General features: G+C 56.5%; 17 protein-coding genes. 7 read left to right on the top strand and 10 right to left on the bottom strand.

Annotated elements, in window-relative coordinates; translation table 11 throughout:
- Position 1 precedes the first annotated feature (1 nt).
- The 5 genes from ACEN9A_RS29225 (at position 2) to ACEN9A_RS29205 (ending at position 6,299) form a co-directional block, all read left to right on the top strand.
- On the top strand, positions 2-1,024 hold the full coding sequence (locus tag ACEN9A_RS29225) for a tetratricopeptide repeat protein (RefSeq protein WP_258671645.1): 1,023 nt from the start codon (positions 2-4) through the stop codon (positions 1,022-1,024).
- 16 nt (positions 1,025-1,040) lie between these two features.
- On the top strand, positions 1,041-4,229 hold the full coding sequence (locus ACEN9A_RS29220) for an EF-hand domain-containing protein (protein WP_258671643.1): 3,189 nt from the start codon (positions 1,041-1,043) through the stop codon (positions 4,227-4,229).
- Positions 4,219-5,130 (top strand): tetratricopeptide repeat protein, encoded by a 912-nt coding sequence (locus ACEN9A_RS29215; RefSeq protein ID WP_258671640.1) that lies wholly within the window; start codon positions 4,219-4,221, stop codon positions 5,128-5,130. The genes ACEN9A_RS29220 and ACEN9A_RS29215 overlap by 11 nt, the downstream gene beginning before the upstream one ends.
- A gap of 218 nt (positions 5,131-5,348) precedes the next feature.
- On the top strand, positions 5,349-5,813 hold the full coding sequence (locus ACEN9A_RS29210) for a hypothetical protein (RefSeq protein WP_258671638.1): 465 nt from the start codon (positions 5,349-5,351) through the stop codon (positions 5,811-5,813).
- 63 nt (positions 5,814-5,876) lie between these two features.
- Positions 5,877-6,299 (top strand): hypothetical protein, encoded by a 423-nt coding sequence (locus ACEN9A_RS29205; RefSeq protein ID WP_258671636.1) that lies wholly within the window; start codon positions 5,877-5,879, stop codon positions 6,297-6,299.
- Between the two features lie 55 nt (positions 6,300-6,354).
- On the opposite strand, the gene ACEN9A_RS29200 is transcribed toward ACEN9A_RS29205, so the two are convergent.
- Complete coding sequence (locus ACEN9A_RS29200; RefSeq protein ID WP_258671634.1) at positions 6,355-6,735, bottom strand: DUF6124 family protein; 381 nt, start codon at positions 6,733-6,735, stop codon at positions 6,355-6,357.
- A 535-nt stretch (positions 6,736-7,270) separates the two neighbouring features.
- On the opposite strand from ACEN9A_RS29200, the gene ACEN9A_RS29195 reads away from it, so the two are divergent.
- Positions 7,271-7,654, top strand: a complete 384-nt coding sequence (locus ACEN9A_RS29195; protein WP_258671632.1) for a helicase — start codon at positions 7,271-7,273, stop codon at positions 7,652-7,654.
- Positions 7,655-7,814: 160 nt separating this feature from the next.
- On the opposite strand, the gene ACEN9A_RS29190 is transcribed toward ACEN9A_RS29195, so the two are convergent.
- The 6 genes from ACEN9A_RS29190 to exbB form a co-directional block, all read right to left on the bottom strand.
- Positions 7,815-9,215 carry an aminoacyl-tRNA deacylase and HDOD domain-containing protein gene (locus ACEN9A_RS29190; RefSeq protein WP_018927474.1) on the bottom strand — a complete coding sequence of 467 codons (1,401 nt, stop codon included), beginning with the start codon at positions 9,213-9,215 and terminating at the stop codon, positions 7,815-7,817.
- 78 nt (positions 9,216-9,293) lie between these two features.
- The gene (gene recG / locus ACEN9A_RS29185; protein WP_019650087.1) at positions 9,294-11,369 is read right to left on the bottom strand and encodes an ATP-dependent DNA helicase RecG; all 2,076 of its coding nucleotides are present in this window, start codon (positions 11,367-11,369) and stop codon (positions 9,294-9,296) included.
- A 9-nt stretch (positions 11,370-11,378) separates the two neighbouring features.
- Complete coding sequence (locus tag ACEN9A_RS29180) at positions 11,379-12,308, bottom strand: hydrogen peroxide-inducible genes activator (protein ID WP_008007618.1); 930 nt, start codon at positions 12,306-12,308, stop codon at positions 11,379-11,381.
- Positions 12,309-12,495: 187 nt separating this feature from the next.
- The gene (locus ACEN9A_RS29175; protein WP_258671630.1) at positions 12,496-13,236 is read right to left on the bottom strand and encodes an energy transducer TonB family protein; all 741 of its coding nucleotides are present in this window, start codon (positions 13,234-13,236) and stop codon (positions 12,496-12,498) included.
- Positions 13,233-13,661, bottom strand: coding sequence for a TonB system transport protein ExbD (exbD, locus tag ACEN9A_RS29170; protein ID WP_007934588.1), 429 nt, complete (start codon positions 13,659-13,661; stop codon positions 13,233-13,235). Before exbD ends, ACEN9A_RS29175 begins: the two co-directional genes overlap by 4 nt.
- A 6-nt stretch (positions 13,662-13,667) precedes the next feature.
- Positions 13,668-14,618: a tonB-system energizer ExbB gene (gene exbB, locus ACEN9A_RS29165; protein ID WP_258671628.1), complete on the bottom strand. Its 951-nt coding sequence runs from the start codon at positions 14,616-14,618 to the stop codon at positions 13,668-13,670.
- Between the two features lie 189 nt (positions 14,619-14,807).
- On the opposite strand from exbB, the gene ACEN9A_RS29160 reads away from it, so the two are divergent.
- Entirely contained in the window at positions 14,808-15,665 is an 858-nt protein-coding gene (locus tag ACEN9A_RS29160; protein ID WP_019650091.1) for an SDR family oxidoreductase, read from the top strand.
- A 50-nt stretch (positions 15,666-15,715) separates the two neighbouring features.
- Here the strand turns inward: ACEN9A_RS29160 and ACEN9A_RS29155 are convergent, their stop codons facing one another.
- The 3 genes from ACEN9A_RS29155 to ACEN9A_RS29145 form a co-directional block, all read right to left on the bottom strand.
- Positions 15,716-16,450, bottom strand: a complete 735-nt coding sequence (locus tag ACEN9A_RS29155; protein WP_019650092.1) for a hypothetical protein — start codon at positions 16,448-16,450, stop codon at positions 15,716-15,718.
- A 184-nt stretch (positions 16,451-16,634) separates the two neighbouring features.
- Positions 16,635-17,375 (bottom strand): hypothetical protein, encoded by a 741-nt coding sequence (locus ACEN9A_RS29150; RefSeq protein ID WP_258671626.1) that lies wholly within the window; start codon positions 17,373-17,375, stop codon positions 16,635-16,637.
- A 63-nt stretch (positions 17,376-17,438) separates the two neighbouring features.
- Positions 17,439-17,819, bottom strand: coding sequence for a RidA family protein (locus ACEN9A_RS29145; RefSeq protein WP_003177257.1), 381 nt, complete (start codon positions 17,817-17,819; stop codon positions 17,439-17,441).
- Position 17,820: the final 1 nt, after the last annotated feature.

The following is a 17,820-nucleotide window of genomic DNA, read 5'->3' as shown; positions in this document are numbered from 1 at the left end:
CATGAATGGTGTTTTGAAGAAGAGCAATGGCTTCGCTGTAGCGGTTTTCACCGCGTCGCTGCTGAGCCTGTTTCATGGCAGCGTTTATGCGGATGAATGTCCGTCAGAAGACTTCGCTCAATTTCTGCCAGCGTTCTCTGCGAACGCAGAAACACAGCAACGTCTGACCGCGATGACGGTGAAGTCGCTGGTATTGAAGCCAGCGGGAGAGAGCAGAAATTTTGAGCCGCAAACGACGGGAGTCAACAGCTCCACGTTGGCGTTTCCACTGATGGCACCCGTAGCCACAGACAAGACAGAAGGTGTTGAAGTCGAAGCGGTGGACGACAGGCACTTCAACGTTGTGGATAAGCGCGCGGGTAACAGCAACATCAAGATTTTTAACTTTTCCCGTCAAGCGTGCTGGGTGCTAGAGGGGGTCGAGGACTGGTCGATTAGTGAGAAAGACCTAGTTGTGGCGAGTACTCCGACCATGAGCGCTGCCGAGAATTTCTGCTTTCAGCGTGCGGAAGCTTACGGAGGACTGGGGGGAGTGGAGCAGTACCGGTTGACAGGCGAATTTTTTGAGGCTTCGCTGGAAAACTACCTGTGCGCTGCAGCTTCGGGGGATCCTCAAGCCAGCTTGAATGCTGCCAGTTTGAGTCTCTCAGGTATGGCTCCACAGCTTGAGACGGAGAAGGTTGAGGCGCTTTTCAAGGCAGCGGCGACCACTCTCGCCGATGGTGCCGCCTCTCTATCAACGTTTTATTGCTACGGAAATAACCCTGCGGCTGAAGGCCCTTGCCAGCACCCCGAACAAGCTGAAAAGGAGCTTATTCGCGCGGCATCGATGGGCTCGGCTGATGCTATGAATTATTTGGGTTACTCCTTTGAAACAGGGGAGTTGGTGACCAAGGATATGTCTAGAGCGCTGGCGTGCTATCGCTTGGCTGCCGACAAAGGTAACGGCACCGCTCTGAACAATTTAAATCGATTGAAAACGCAAGCGACTGAAGCGGCTCGAGCCGGCAGCCATTGCTACTAATTTGCAGGATGCAGAAATGACAGAGCCACTTGATTTAAAGAACAACTACACCGGCGGTGATTACGTTTATCTGATGGGCGGGGACGGTGTTAGAACAAACGCTGCGGGTAAAAAACTGATTGATTGTTCCCATATGGTGAACTTGTTACTCACCGGAGCTGGTTACCAGATTCCGTATGAAGAAACACGCACCATGGAAAATTCCACTTACTACACAACGGTCCTACCGCAAGATGTGCGACGAGGTGACATCGCGCTTTGGATCAATGCGGCCCCAAACAGACCCGGTTCGCCTTTGTTCCATACGGGCATCGTTGAAGACTTCAATCCGGCTACCAAGGTCGGACATATATTTGGGGCTCAAAACAGCACCGGCCCGGCCAAAGCGATATTTGGCCCAAAACCTCCCAGCTTTTACTGGCCAGTAGTTACTAAATTTCTGCGAGCTAAAGAAGAGTTCAGAACAGGAGCAGCACCTGCACCCGCACCCGCACCCGCACCTGCACCAGCTCCGGCGCCCGCTCCGGCACCAGCCAGCCCAGCTCCCCTGATGAACTTTCAATATCCATTCAGAAAAGCAGATGGTAAGCAGTTCACTGACGCTGAAGAAGTCTATAAGGCGATCGAAAGTGAAGCGTCGGGCCATTACCTGCTGGGCAGCAACAAATTTTGGCACGGTGGCATCCACATCTCCGACAGGAGCGCTCCACAGTGCGTGCTGAATGAGCCGGTTCGCTGTATGGCCGATGGCGAAGTCGTTGCGTATCGCCTTAACGAGGATTATCTGGAGTCGACCTTCGGCGACAACGAGAAAAAGCTGAGGTATTCCAACTCCTTCTGTCTAGTGCGTCACGAGTACAAATCAGCACCCAACCCGGAAGAAGGGCCGAACAAAGGCAAGCAAAACAAGCTGAACTTCTACAGTCTGTATATGCATTTGCTGCCTTATAAGCGCTATCCGCTATCTGAGGAAGAAACACCGAAACCCAAAGTGACCATGAAGGTAAATGACTTCAAGGCATACGACGAGTTTCCCGAAACAAGCAGCGTTCAGTCACCCGGAAAACTGGCTATGGGCACCAAGCTTGAGGTGCTGGAGCAGAGAAGCGTCGGTAACGTCACCTATGCTAAAGGAAAAATCCTTTCCGGCAGTGTAAAGAACGGGTCACACAAAGTTCGTGAAGCAGGGAGAGAGGTTTGGTTCGCCTATTTGAAGAATGGTGCACCTTACCAAAACTCCCAACCCAAACGTATTTGGCTCGCGGACGATGTACCAGAACGTGCCAGGCCAAATTATTGGCAAGGGAAAGTAAAAGCTAGGACGTGCCAACGCTTGGCGATGTATGCCGCACCAGCGAATCCTTCAAGCGGGCAACCAGCAGGTGCGCGTATAGAGGAAAATCGAGAGATCACGGTCAACAGCATCATTGCGTTCGATAGTAAGGATGTTGTGAGCTTGGTTCTCGACAACAAACTGCGGCGAATGGCCCCATGTACACCGGTGGAAGCTAGCATATGGCAAGGCGCTGGGAGCGTACCGTCAAATTTCTGGGCGATTATCGAAAGCGATCCGGAAAGTCAGTATGTGCAGTGGGAAACTGTAACTCCTACAGATTTTGATGTTGTATCAACAAGCATCGGCATCAAGGCTGGCGACCCAATTGGGTACTTGGGTAAAACTGAAAACCTTGTCAATGAGCAAGGTCAGACAGACAGTAAATTCCAGGTTCATGTGGAGATATTCACCGCCGAGGCTGACATCAAGAACTTCCTCGACAACCTCGCGGGCTTAAAGCTTGGCAAGCAGTACCTGTATTTGCCGATTGGAACCAAATTAAAGAAGAAGTTACCTGCTACTGGCACCAGCGATCCAATCAAGAATGAGCATGCGATTGACTTCAACAAGGCTCCTATCATCAAGGAGGGCAACGAAGATTGGTATGACATCAGCGTTGTTGAGGGTGATCAAACTGTTTCTGGACTGATCAAAAAGGCTGGCGCTGAAATTATCACTCAGCATGATTGGACGAAGTTGGGCTTTCAGATAGTTGAGGAGTCCAACGCCACGGCGGATGGCTTTCTCGATCCCGAAGACATGCCACAGTTCTTCAAGGATCTTTTCAAAAAAATCGATAAAAATCACGATGGTGACGTTGATCCAGAAGAGCTCGCTGACGCGTTGAAGAATGCTGACACTAGAGGTCAGTGGGCGAAACTGATTGCTCATCATCCAACCGAGTGGAAGTTCGAAGCAGATTCCGCGAAATGGAGTAAGTTGGACAAAATATTTGAAGCAGTTCCAAAAATGTTGAAGCATGAAAAAGAAAGAATAACTAATTACATTTTTTGGGAAAAACTTGCCGGCAAGGCAGTCATGAGTTCGGATGTGATTTGGCATTTTCATCCGATTAGCTTCGTAGACAATTTTTTATCATCTGTATGTATTCCTTTGGAAAAGGCGCAAGAGGTTGCCCTTCTTGTTTCTTCCGGCTATGAGGGCTCAACCTCAAACACGCTGGATTACGAGGCCGTGGCTGGTAACTTTGATGGTCAAGGCGTGTCTTTTGGCATAATTCAGTGGAATTTCGGGCAAGGTACACTTGGGCCATTGTTGCTGGCGATGAGGTCGGAGAATCAGGTCAAATTTGATAGCTGTTTTGACACCAATATGAACTTTCAGGCTTTGCTGAATGCGATAAATGCTGCGAGCATCCCTTCTCAGATGAATTGGGCTACAGGTGTAGCTGCTAGTAATCCTAACTGGAAGTCCGCCTTTAGGAAGGTTGGTGAAGTGGAAGAATTCCGAAAAATACAGTTGAAGTTTGCGGCTCATTACAATGACAATATTAAATCGTGCCTTGCATTAATGCGAGAGCTTGCCCCGCATTTAATGGTGAAAGTTCAGTTGAGGACGTATTGTGCTTTGTTTGATTTGTGTGTGCAGCAAAATAATCTAAATAGCGCTAAGGAATTAATTCAGGCGGAATTCCCAGCTGCCCAAATTACAACTCAGAAAGAGCTTCTTGTATTTGTATGTAAGAAGCGTGCAGAAAAAGCCTTAACTGCCTGGCGGTCCGACGCCTTTAGTCGCCGAATGGGAATAATTCAAGGGCAGGCATACACTGCGACGATGAATGGTATAACTAAAACTAGAAGTAATTCAAATTACGGTTTAATAGTCGAAGGAGACGTGTGTGAGATTTAATATTTCTTATTTCCTAGGGGCGCTGGTTTTTGCGGCTTCCTCTTTAGCTGGTGCCCAAGATTTGGTTTGTGATTCTGATAGTAATGTGTGCACAGTTTTGGTTGCCGAAAATTATTGTGGGGCAGGCGAGACGGCGAAAACTAAGTGGGATATGCGAACTGGGGAATATATTTTAAGTTGTGAGTGCAATTGCACTTCACAGGAGAATACGTTCTGGCTTGTTTCTGGCGCCAATAAGGAGTCTGTGAGAAAGGTTGAAACCAGTAAGATAGTGAGTACTATCGACTTAAGAAAAAATAAGAATGGTGTGCCGGATGTGTTTGGTTTGGTTCCTTATTGCACGACTCTGCATACAGATTCAGATAAGCTAGTTAGCTTGCAAAAAATTCCAAGCGAGAATGATGCCCAGCATCCTTATTGTTATGAGGTTGATGAGTCGGCTTCATCAGAGCTTTGTTCGACGTCGGAATGCAAGGACAAGGAGGAACTGGTTAAAAAAATCACCAGCTCTATAAAGGCTGAAACTCTAATTGAGTTTAAGAGCGCTACTGCGAGACTTTATAAGGACAAAGTTCGCTTCCAGGACTTCCCTAAACGAGTGTTTGTGGAGAAGTACATTGCTGCGTATGCGTACTCAGTGAATAATCAACAATCGTACAATGATATCGCATACTATTGGCAGCAAGCGGGCTTTAATGAGGATGCTATTTGGTTGCTCGAGAAGGTGATATCGAATAGTCCTGATCGTACAGTTGCCTATCTTAATATAGCCGATGCGTACTGGTCGAAAGGGGATAAGCAGAAGGCATCTGCCAACTATAAGAAGTATGTCGATCTGATGGTGTCATCAGGTAAGCAGAAAAAAATTCCTGAGCGTGTTAACGAACGAAGTAAGTTATGACCAAAAAGGGGGGCGATTTATTTGTGGGGTAGATTTAACTTTCGATAAATAAATCTGTCCCCTTTGTTGTCGGGAAGGTCTGATCAAGGCTTATGGCGTCACGAAGAGGCAGCCTCAGCAGGAGAGTCCTGCGGTTAAAAGGATCGACTATGAGCGGCCTTAAGTCGGCGGTGCAAGTCTTTGAAGAATGGTCAGCTCGTGGATCAACAGGGAAGTAAATGGAAATGGCCAGGTTTTTTAGTTGTGTATGCGTGGTTGTATCAATCATCGGTTTTTCGTCACAACCAGCGTTAGCCAAAAACCTGCAAACCATCGAGCAGATGCACCCGGCCAATGTTGCTTGTCCCTCGAACGAGTTCTCAGCGTTCCTCGCAGCCTTTTCCGAGCGAGCAGACGTGCAAAAAGCGTTCGTCCGACAGCCGCTGAAAATGGTCACGACCGTAGCGGGAGATCCCGAGCCTGAGATGGAAAAACGCAGCGTCAGTGGTGATCAGATCAAGTTTCCAATCATCCCGGATCGCGTGAAGCGAGAGGCCGACGGTCTTACGTTGACCGTCAAGGAAGAGCGGGGTAACAACGCCACGGCGATCCTGCAGAAGCCGGATACCGATTATGTCTTCGAGTATCAGTTTGTTCGTGGGCAATGTTGGCGGCTTGCAGAGGTCTCGGATTTTTCACTTTAGGCATGCGGTAAGCTCTACTGAGAGCACGTCATCGTTTTCAAAAAAATGAGATCAGAGGGATCTGTGAAGAAGTTATTTTTAATGCTGTTGTTGGTATTGCCGCTGACGGCCCGCAGTGAGATCACAACACAGGTCTCGTGTTTCCGTTCGCTGGAAGGTAAAAACATCAATTTCGAATTCAAAACCTATTACGACTCGGTCACCCAATGGAGCGGCGCGGGGGTTAGGTATAGCAAGTCGAAGAAGGCCATTCCTCTCGTCTATCGAAACACTGTGGAAGAAGTCATGACGGAGGACGGGCCTTATCAGTTCACGACGACTTGGGTGGAGGTTTCTGACGGTGTGGTGACGGGGGAGTATGAAAGGGCGACTCAGGGGGCTCGGGTAAACTCGATGTACTACACGAATTACAAATCCGGTAAGAAATATTCGTTCGATCAGGATATCAGCATGGAGGCGTCACCAGAGACAGGCTGTCAGTGGTGAGTCGAGACCATCGAGAAAGGGGACTCAATGTCCCCTTTCTCTTTCCGCGATTTCGCTACGCCTTCGCCCGATGCTCCGCCGGATTCGGCGAATCAATGTGATCCAGCGCTCGCTCCACCAACAACCGAACCCCATCTGCCAATCTGCTTAGCGCCAAGGCTAAGGAGCGCCGTTCTCCATCAACATCGTCGGCCAGGCTGGCGGCGATGGCGCTGATGGACAGCAGGTCTTCTGAGGCATTGGCCAGGAGGGCTTCGGTGTCGATGTCGGGGGAGACGGTGAAGAGTTTGCCTTTGCGCTTGGGTTTTTCTTTGGGTGGTGGGGCGAAATGGTGGTCGAGGGCGCGTTCGGCGGCTTCGTGGAGTTTTCTGGAATCTAAGGATTCGTAGGGGGATGTGGCTGGGTTTTCGGGGGGATTCGGTGTTGGCTTGATCATAGATGTTAACTTCCTGGAGTTAAGAGGCTGACACCGTTTCGCTTTGCACTTCGAAAGAGGTGGCAGCTGTGCGTTGGTGTGCAAGACCGGTCCAGGTGCCCGGCAGACCCGAAGGTCTCCGACGCACAGCCGCCATAACGATCCGCGAGCATAGGAAAACGCTCGATGAATTGCCACCAACGATTGTGCACCTGAATCGGACTTGCACGTCCGAGTCACCGATTTTGCGGTGACGAACAGAGGTTATCGGTGAAGGCCAAGGGTGCCTAGTTCATGGGCAGCCCGGCGTTTTGAAGGAAATGTCCGAGTGGTTTGAGGGCATCAAGATCAAAAGATCGCAGCCTTCGGCAGCTCCTACAGGAATGTGTTTCTTTAGGTGTAGGTCGGATCCCTCAGAATGAAGTGCAAAGCGTGACTTGGCGGTCATCATGCGGGAAAAACGGTTCATCTTCTTCTAACGAAACCCGATGGTGGAGTTCTGGCTTGGAGCGGCTACACTGCGCCGGCCGTTCATTTTTCTTTTGAGGCTGTGCGCATGAAATTTCGTTTTCTTCTGTGGATGCTGGGTTTGTTGATGGGTAAGGCCAGTCGGACTAATCCTGCGTTTCAGCAGCAGTTGGGTGACAAGGCGTTGGTGTTTCAGCTACAGACCCTGGACGGGAAGGTGGCGCGGCATTTCGTGGTGAAGGATCAGCGCATTACCAGCAAGGCTGGGGTGTATGCGGAGCCGGCGTTTGCGATTGCCTTTAAAGACGCGGCGTATGGCTTTGCCACGATGCAGGCGAAGAACAAGCAATTGGCGTTTATGCAGGGGATTCAGGACAAGTCGATTCAGATCAAGGGCAACCCGGCGCTGGTGATCTGGTTTCAGGGGTTGACCAAGTATTTGAAGCCGAAGAAGGCCAAGCCCAAGGCTTGAGTTTGGCGTGAGGCGGTGACGCGGAGCGTGGGAACGATCAATCAGGCTCACCTTGGTGGCTGGGTTTGCGACTGCTGCGCAGTCGAGCGGGAGCAAGCTCCCTCGCCACAAAAAAATGCCCCACACTCGATCAAGTGTGGGGCATTTTTTATGGCTGCATTCAGGCCTGGCTAAATTGCGAAGCCAGTTCACGCAGCAGCACTTCAGCCTCAAGCACTTTGCTGACCACGTCGTTGGCCTTGTCGCGAGTCAGCCCCACACGCTCCAGCAAGGCATCCGGAATGTCTTCATCCGGCCCCGAGCCAATCCCGCGACTACGTAGCAAACGCACGGCCAAACATACGAGGTTCGGGTACTCGGCGTAGTCGCCGTCGTAGCTTGGGTCGTGCTGGAAGCGCAGGGCGGTGGCCAGTTCTTCGGGCATGTCCCAGTAGCGCATCAGCCATGAGCCGATCTGTTCGCGGCTGATGCCCAGCAGGTGTTGCTCGACGTAGCTATGGCACAGGTGCGGGTTGACCTCCAGGTGGCGGCAGATCAGCGAGAAGTGCGGCGGGAACACGTGGGCCAGCAGCAGGTAGCCGAAGTTGTGCAGCAGGCCGGCGAGGTAGGTCAGGCCGGCTTCCGGGCGCTGGGCGCGGGGCATGGCGCGGGTCAGGCCTTCGATGACGGCGGCGGTGTAGATCGATTGCTGCCAGTACGGCGTGGTGTGTTGCGGGTGGTCTTTGGGCAGGCTCAGGGTTTTGCCCAAGGCCAGGCCCAGCGCCAGGTTGATCACCAGGTCGAAACCCAGCACGCGGACGATGGCGTCTTCCACTGAACGAATCTTGCCCGGCGAGGCGTAGTACGGCGACGCCGCCCAGCTGACGACTTGGGCGGCCAAGGCTGGGTCGGTTTCGACCACGCCGGTGATGTCGTCGATGGTGGCGTTGGGGTCGACCCGCAGTTTGATGATTTTCTGCGCGGTTTCGGCCAGTGGCGGAATTTCGATGGTCGCTTCCAGGCGTTGCTGAATGCGCCGCGCGGTGAACGCTTGCACGGCCTGGGTGATTTCCTCGCGGTCATCGTCGGGACGGTCGAGGTTCGGGCGGATGCTGTGCACGGCTTCGCCGAAGTTGCCGGCGCTGGCCTTGGTCAGCATGGTTTTGAAATCTTCGCTGGTGATTTCCAGCAGCACGCCTGGCTCGCCCGAGTTGATCAGCAACTTCGGTTCGCGCAGCAGGCTTTCTTCGTACAGGCACGGTGAGCTGGTGAGCGCCGGCAGGCCGGGCAGCAGGCTCAGGCTGTGTTTGCCGAGCATTTTTACCAGGCGTTCGGTGGATACAGCGGTCAACCGGCGGCCAGTGAGTTCGGCGAGGCGGTTGAGGTCCAGCAATTGGCTTTGCGGAAACAGCACCATGAGCGCGCCGACGGCATCGTCCAGCAAAACCGCCTGCACTTTGCGCGCGGCGTTCAGGCCGTGATGGTCGAGGACTTCCTGGTAGGCGATGCCCAGTTTGCCGAGCAGCAGCCGAATAACAGACGGAGCGTGCGGGGTTTCAGGGGCGAGGGCAGCTTCTGTCATGGTCTGTATCCGTTTTCAAACAATTGCAGGAGTATAACCAGCTTGTTTAAGGCCAGGGTCCAGAAACTGCGACAGTGCTCACACTTGGCCGTATTGCTGCCCATGGCGTAGCCAGCGGTCGAGCAGCGGGCTGACGTGATCCGGCCAGCGTTCGAGCAAGGCTTGGGCGGCGTCGCGCACGGCGGGCAGTAAATCGGCATCGCGCATCAGGTCCGCGACCTTGAATTGCAGCAGGCCGGTCTGGCGTGTGCCGAGCATTTCGCCGGGGCCGCGCAGTTCGAGGTCTTTTTCGGCGATGACAAAACCGTCGTTGGTTTCGCGCATGATGCCCAGCCGCTGACGGCCGATCTGCGACAGCGGTGGATGGTAGAGCAGCACGCAATGGCTGACGGCGCTGCCCCGGCCGACGCGGCCACGCAACTGGTGCAATTGTGCGAGGCCAAGGCGTTCGGGGTTTTCGATGATCATCAGGCTGGCGTTGGGCACGTCCACGCCAACTTCGATCACGGTGGTGGCGACCAGCAGTTGCAGGTTGCCGGCCTTGAATTCGGCCATGACGGCAGCTTTTTCGGCGGGCTTCATGCGGCCGTGGATCAGGCCGACCTTCAACTCGCCGAGGGCGGCGGTGAGGTCTTCGTGTGTGGTTTCGGCGGCCTGGCAGGTCAGCTCTTCCGACTCTTCGATCAGCGTGCACACCCAATAGGCCTGACGGCCCTCGGCACAAGCGCCGCGCACCCGTTCGATCACTTCGACGCGCCGGGTGTCGGTGACCAGCACCGTGTTCACCGGGGTGCGGCCGGGGGGCAGTTCGTCGAGGATCGAGGTGTCGAGGTCGGCGTAGGCGCTCATGGCCAGCGTCCGGGGAATCGGTGTGGCGGTCATGATCAGCTGGTGCGGACACATCCGCCCGCCGACGCCTTTCTGCCGCAATGCCAGGCGCTGCTGCACGCCGAAGCGGTGTTGTTCGTCGATGATCGCCAGCGCCAGGTTCTTGAACTGCACTTCATCCTGAAACAGCGCGTGGGTGCCGACCACCATCGGTGCGCCGCCCGCGATCTGCTCCAGCGCGGCCACGCGGTTTTTGCCCTTGAGCTTGCCCGCCAGCCACGCAACTTCGATGCCCAGCGGTTCGAGCCAGCGCTTGAAGGTGATGAAGTGCTGCTCGGCGAGGATTTCGGTGGGCGCCATCAGTGCGACCTGATAACCCGCTTCCAGCGCTTGCAGCGCAGCCAGGGCGGCGACCACGGTTTTGCCCGCACCAACGTCGCCCTGAATCAGCCGCAGCATCGGTTCGTGCTGGCTGAGGTCGTAAGCGATTTCGTTGCCGACCCGTTGTTGGGCGCCGGTCGGGGTGAAGCCGAGGTTGGCCAGATACTGTGCTGGCAGCTTGGTGGCTTTGGGCATGGCCGGCGCGCGCAAGGCACGCATGCTTTCGCGCAGGCGTTGCTGGGATAGTTGATGGGTCAGCAGCTCTTCAAAGGCCAAGCGGTGCTGGGCCCAGTGATGACCGAGGGCGAGCTCATCGACGTCGGCATCGGCGGGCGGGTGATGCAGGTAGCGGATCGCATCGGCCAGCGGCGCCAGTTGATAGTCCCGGGCCAGTTCGGTCGGCAGCCAGTCGGGCAAGCTGCTGGGGCCGAGCAGGGTCAGGGTTTGCATGCACAGCTGGCGCAAACGCTGCTGGGTCAGGCCTTCGGTGAGCGGGTAGACCGGGGTCAGGGTTTCATCCACCGGCGGCGGTTCGTCACCGGTGATGGCGCGGTATTCCGGGTGGTAGATTTCCAGCCCCGAGGCTCCGGGCCGGGCTTCGCCGTAGCAGCGAATCCGCGTGCCGCGTTTGAGGCCTTCTTTCTGGGCGTTGCTGAAATGATAGAAGCGCAGGCTGAGCCCGCCGGTGCCGTCCTGCAGACGGACAACCAGGCTACGGCGCCGGCCCATGACCACATCGGCGCCGCTGACGGTGCCTTCGATCACCGCGTCTTGCCCGGGTCGCAAATGGCCGATCGGGACCACGCGAGTGCGGTCCTGATAGCGCAACGGCAGGTGGAACAGCACGTCCTGGAGATTCTCCAGGCCGACCTTGGCCAGTTTCTCGGCCATGGCTTCGCCGACACCCTTGAGTGCCGTCACCGACACTTGCGACAACTCGGTCATGACAGCGACTTAACCGGCTACCACCGGCGCTGGCGGCTTGGCCACCGAGCACAGGCGAATGGAGTCGGCGAGAATTTCAATCGCCTTGGGCCGCGGGAAGCTCGCGCGCCAGGCGATGGCCACGGTGCGGAACGGCACCGGCGCACTCAATGGACGTACTTCGATCACGCCCGGGGCGTAGTGGTGGCTGTCCACCGCCGACAGCGGCAGGATCGAAATGCCCAGGCCAGAGGCGACCATGTGGCGGATGGTTTCCAGCGAGCTGGATTCCACCGTGGTGTGCTTGGCACCGTCGTTGCCTTTGGCCAGGGTCGGGCAGGCTTCCAGCACTTGATCGCGGAAGCAGTGGCCTTCACCGAGCAGCAGCAGGCTCTTGTCGTTGAGCAGAGCGGCGTCGATGGATTCTTTTTGTGTCCACGGATGCTGGGCCGGCATCAGGACGTAGAACGGCTCGTCGTAGAGCTGCAAGGTCAGCACGTCGGCTTCATTGAATGGCAGGGCGATGATGATCGCGTCGAGCTCGCCGTTGCGCAGTTTGTCGCGCAGCACGTGGGTGAAGTTTTCTTCGATGTACAACGGCATCTGCGGGGCGACCCGGTGCAGTTGTGGAATCAGGTGCGGGAACAGGTACGGGCCGACGGTGTAGATCGCGCCAACTTTCAGCGGTGCAGTCAGCTGGTTTTTGCCGGCCTGGGCCAGTTCGCGGATGCCTTGGGCCTGTTCCAGGACTTTTTGCGCCTGGGCGACAATGCCTTCGCCAACCGGGGTCAGGCGCACGGCGCTCTTGCTGCGCTCGAAAATCAGCACACCGAGTTCGTCTTCAAGCTTTTTCACGCCCACCGACAGGGTTGGCTGGCTGACGTGGCAACGCTCGGCCGCGTGGCCGAAGTGCTGCTCTTGGGCGAGGGTAACGATGTAGCGTAATTCTGTGAGAGTCATAGCAAGCGTCCATGAAGTTGCGGGCCAAGCATACCGGCTGCAATCGATAGACGCACGTTATCAGACTGAGTGTGCTAAGTGACACTGGGCAATGCAGGTTTGCCGTTTCCAGATATGCAAAAAGGCACCTTTCGGTGCCTTTTATAGGTTTTGTAACCGCCGAAGAGCCTGTGGGAGCGGCGGTGTTTTAACGGCGACGTTCCAGCGAGTAAACAAACGGTGCAACGATTTCGATGGAGCCGTTGTTCAGCATGTCGGCCGGTGGCTTGGGCAGCGGTTGGGCGCGGCGGATCATTTCCAGGGTAGCCCGGTCCAGATCGGCGTTGCCGGAGCGGCCCACCAGTTCGAACGACAGCACGTTACCTTCGGCATCCACCACAAAGCGCAGACGGTTCAAACCTTCCTTGCCGCGTTGCTGTGCGCTGGCCGGGTACTTTTTGTACTTGGCCAGGTGCGCGAGCAGGGTTCCTTGCCAGTTAGCTTTAGCTGCTTGCTGTGCCGGTGATGGACCGGGAGCCGGCTGAGCGGACTTCTCCGCCGGCGCCTGGGTTGGCTGCGCGTCGCTAGGCTTCTCCTCGGAAGGCTTTTCCTTCGGTGGCTCCGGTTTTTTCTCCACAGGCTTGGGCGGTTGCGGCTTCGGCTTGGGTTTGACCGGCTTGGGCACGGCAATCTCGGCCTTCGGCGCTTCAGCGAGTTTTGGAATCGGTAGTTCTTCCACCGGCGCCGGTGGCGGCGTGATCACCTTCGGCGGTGCGGGCGGTGGCGGGGCCGGCATCGGCGCCAGCTCGACCATCATCGCTTGCGGCGGCAGTTCGATTGGCGGGCGCGAGGTCCAGTTCAGTGCCAGCGCAATGGCCAGCGCATGGACGCCCAGCACCACGGCCAGGCTACCGCCGTAACGCGTCAGCTTTTGGCGCGTGTTGATCATTTTTTGGCTGCCGTCTCGAGTCCGACCAGACCGACCTTCAGGTAGCCGGCGGCGCGCAGGGCGTCCATCACGCTCATCAGGTCGCCGTAGTCCACGCCTTTGTCGGCCTGGAAGAAGATCGTCGTGTCTTTCTTGCCCTGGGTCTTGGCGTCGAGTGTGGCGCCGAGGGCTTCGGTCTTCACTTCGTCTTCGCCGAGGAACAGGCGCTGGTCAGCTTTTACGCTGAGGAACACCGGCTTCTCTGGCCGCGGCGCCGGTTTGGCGGTGGAGGCGGGCAGGTCGACCTTGATGTCCACGGTGGCCAGCGGCGCCGCCACCATGAAGATGATCAACAGCACCAGCATCACATCGATGAACGGCGTGACGTTGATTTCGTGGTTCTCGGCCAGATCGTCGTCTGCGCCTTCTTTCAAATGCAGGCCCATGGCCGATTACCCCACTTTCACCATGTGCGGATGCGAGCTGCGCTCGGGCGGCTGGTGGTCGAGGTCACGGCTGACCAGCAGCAGGACTTCTGCCGAGGCGTCGGACACTTGCGCCTTGTAACCGGCAATGGAGCGGGCGAAGACGTTGTAGATGACCACCGCAGGAATCGCTGCAACCAGACCCAGAGCGGTCGCCAGCAGGGCTTCGGCGATGCCGGGGGCCACGACGGCGAGGTTGGTGGTCTGGGTTTTGGCGATGCCGATGAAGCTGTTCATGATGCCCCATACGGTACCGAACAGGCCGACGAACGGCGCGGTGGAACCGATGGTGGCCAGCACGCCGGTGCCGCTGCTCATGTTGCGACCGCAGGCGGCAACCAGGCGCTCGAGGCGGAAGCTCACACGCTCCTTGATGCCTTCTTTCTCGCGGCTGTTGGCCGACAGGCGCATTTCTTCCAGCGCATCGTGGACCAGCAGGTTGGCGAGGGTGCCTTCCTTGGCCGCTGTCGAGCTGGCTTCTTTAAGGGTGGCGGCTTTTTTCAGATGGGCGATTTCAGCGCGCAGACGGCGCTTGGCGCCCATCAGCTCGAAGCCCTTGGCGATCCAGATGGTCCAGGTGATGATCGAGGCGATGGCCAGGCCGATCATCACGATTTTCACGATAATATCGGCGTTCTTGTACATGCCCCATGGCGACAGGTCGTGGGCCATTCCCAGGGAGTTGTCGGCTTCGAGAGCTTGCGGCATGTCCGCGGCGTTTACGGCCTGGACCGGATCGGTCGCGGCAGGTGCGGCTTGAACGGCTGGTGTTTGAGTGGCCGCAGGCAGTGTGGCCGGCGCTTGCGCATCGGCGAATGCGGCGGTCGGCGCCAGCATCAGGCTGAGCAGCAGGGCGGCTACCGCGCTCCAGGCGCGAGGTCGTTTGGTTGGCGAAGCGGAGAGTTGATTGCGTGTCATGCTGGCCGGACCTGAGAGGAAAAGACGGTAAGTGTTCTTCCAGGCCTCGTAAGGCCGAGAACAAAAGTGGCTGGCATTATTGCAATTAATTCTTGTTAACAAAAGTAATAGCGTCTCTTTTTTTCTTCCATTGCTAGCTGCTTATCCATTTCGGGCGCTAGTCTGTACCTTTCTTGAGGGAGTCTTCTGATGTCCGCGCCTTCTGTTTTGATCGCCGGCTGCGGTGATGTCGGCAGCCGTCTGGCTACGCAATTGTTGAATTCGGGGTGGGAGGTTCACGGCTTGCGGCGTGACGTCTCACGCCTACCCCAAGGGGTGATTGGCGTTGCCGGTGACTTGTTCAATAAAGACTGCCCGGCGACCTGGCCAATCGGGGCGGTGGATTACCTGGTGTATTGCGCGGCGGCTACCGATCACGATGAGGCCGGATACCGCGCCGCTTATGTTCAGGGTTTGCAGCACGTGCTGGAATGGCTGGGCGACTACGGGCAAGTGCCCGATCGGCTGCTATTCGTTTCCAGCAGCAGTGTTTACGGCCAGCAAGAGGGCGAGTGGGTCGACGAGAATTCGCCGACCGTGGCGGCTGGCTATTCAGGGCGTGTGATGCTGGAAGCCGAGCAAGTGGCGCGTGATAGTGGCATCCCGGCCAGCATCGTGCGTCTGACCGGTATTTATGGTCCAGGTCGAGAGTGGCTGCTGACTCAGGTTCGTCGCGGTTATCGCGTGGCGATCGATCCGCCGCTGTACGCCAATCGGATTCACGTCGACGACGCGGCGGGGTTGCTGGCGTTCCTGCTTGAGGCGGATCGGCGTGGAGTGGCGCTGGATGATGCCTATATAGGTGTCGATGATGCGCCTGCGCCAATGGCAGAGGTGGTGGGCTGGTTGCGTGAGTACCTGGGCGTGACCGAGTGGGCCGATGATGCCAGTGTGCGTCGTGCCGGCAGCAAGCGTTGCAGCAATGCTCGGGCGAAGGCGTTGGGCTGGACGCCGCGTTATCCTGGTTACCGAGAGGGGTATGCGGCGATTCTTGAAGGTGGTGGTTGATCTGATCTGGTGTTTAAAGAGCAGAAACCTGCGGGCTCCTTTGTTTTGGATCACTGTTTTTCCAGCAGCCACTGGCGAGTCGACGGTTTACCCGAGCCCTTCAGCTCGGGGTTGATGTCGGTTATCCCGAATATTTCGAGCCATTTGCCATTGCGAGTAAAAAAGAACCCCCGTCCGGTGTCTTGGTTACGCAGCAAGAGGTTGTCGTATCCAGTGGGCATGTCGCTGCTGCAGTCTCCGGCGAGGCAGAGTTCGTAATGGTCGGCACCAGGCAGTCCTTCAACCCGGCCGTCAGAGTAAAACCGTACGGTGTTACCCGTACCGTCGACGACTTTCCAACTGCCGCCCATATAGGCTGAATTCAAGGCTTGCCGGAAAGTGCCGGCCCAGCGCGGGTCTTTCACCGCCGACTCTTTGGGGCGAGCAAACACCTGCTCAGGTTCGTAGCTCTTCGCCAGTTGGATCAGTTGCTTGCCGTTGAATCGCAGTTCGTCGCTACCGTAGCCGTTGTAGTCAACCGTCCAAACGCCAGGTTTTCTCTTCAGTAGTCGGCCTCCGCCTACTTCAGCACCGCTGTTGGACGTCGCCTTGTCCCTGCGGCTGTCGATGTCCCATTCCAGGTTCGAATGGCCCCTGAGTGTTTCAAGCAGTGGCTGGCCTTTGGCGGCCGCATCGATGGCCCCCTGGTTGATCCAGATGCCGCTGATATCATTTTCTGTGGGGGCATTGGCACAACCACCGAGGAATATGGCGAGCAATGAAAAAGCGATCAGCGCCCTGCGCATGAATTCATCCTTGGGAGAGTCTTCGACCGGGCCCTCTATACTATGGCAGCGGTGGAGTTTGGTCGCAGAAAACAGTGTTGCCAATTTTGAGCGCCCGGACACGGCGTGAGCGTTTGGTATAGATGCTGAGGGGGTTGTCGTCAGGCAAAAGAAAAAAGGAGCCCTCGGGCTCCTTTTTGCTGGATCACTGTTTTTCCAGTAACCATTGCCGAGTGCTTGGGGTAAACGATGGCTGTTCGTCTGCCAGGGAGGTGTTGATCGCCTGGAAAATTTCCAGCTGCTTGCCTTTGCGCGCAAAGATCCACGAACTTCCTTGGCCACCTTGCTGTAGCCAGAGACTGTCATAACCGCTACTCATGTTGGCACAATCTCCCGCCAGGCAGAGTGCATAACGATCAGCACCCGGGAGGCCGTCAACCCGGCCGTCTGGTTGAAACTGCACGGTGCTACCTTCGCCTGAGCCGCTGAGGATTTTCCAGCTGCCGCCCATATATGCAGAGTACAGGGCACGCTCGAAACTGGCGCCAACCGGTGCACCCTCAGGCACTGCGTCCCGGGCGCGATCGAATACCTGCTCGGGTTCGTTGTCTGTGGCCGCCTGCAACAGTTGTTTGCCGTCACGGCTCAACTCGTTGCCGGAGCTGCCATAGAAGTCGACCTTCCAGGCGCCGGATTTTTCACCCAGCAGCTTGCCATCGACATTTTCGAAGCCGTTGGTGTATCGCGCCTGACCGGCTCTGGTATTGATATCCCATTCCAGGTTTGGACCGTAGGCCTGGAGGGCTTCACGCAAGGGGCCGCCTTTGGCAGCGGCATCGATTGCCGCCTGGTTGATCCAGGTGCCACTGATGTCGCGGTCGGTGGGGTCGCTGGCACAGCCGCCGAGAAAAATGGCAAGCAAAGAGAGAGCAAGCGCTTTGCGCATGACGGAATCCTTTCAAAAACGGAATTGGCGCAGCGCGGCGGCTGCGCCAGGACGTGTTACCCGTTACTCGATGACGAGAATGGCGTCCATCTCGACCTGCGAGCCTTTTGGCAGTGCAGCGACACCGATGGCGGCGCGGGCTGGGTAAGGCTGGTCGAAGTACTTGCCCATGATCTCATTGACCTTGGCGAAGTGGCTCAGGTCGGTGAGGAAAATGTTCAGTTTGACGATGTCCTTGAACGAACCACCGGCAGCTTCAGCCACGGCTTTGAGGTTCTCGAACACCTGGACGGTCTGGGCTTCGAAGCCTTCGACCAGTTCCATGGTTTTTGGGTCCAGAGGAATCTGACCCGACATGTACACGGTGTTGCCAGCCTTGATCGCCTGGGAGTAAGTACCGATGGCGGCCGGGGCCTTGTCGCTGTTGATAACGGTCTTGGTCATG

Source organism: Pseudomonas sp. Pseusp18, from assembly GCF_059506005.1.
The sequence above is the reverse complement of the archived record's forward strand: the minus strand, read 5'-3'. Positions and strand labels throughout refer to the sequence as shown.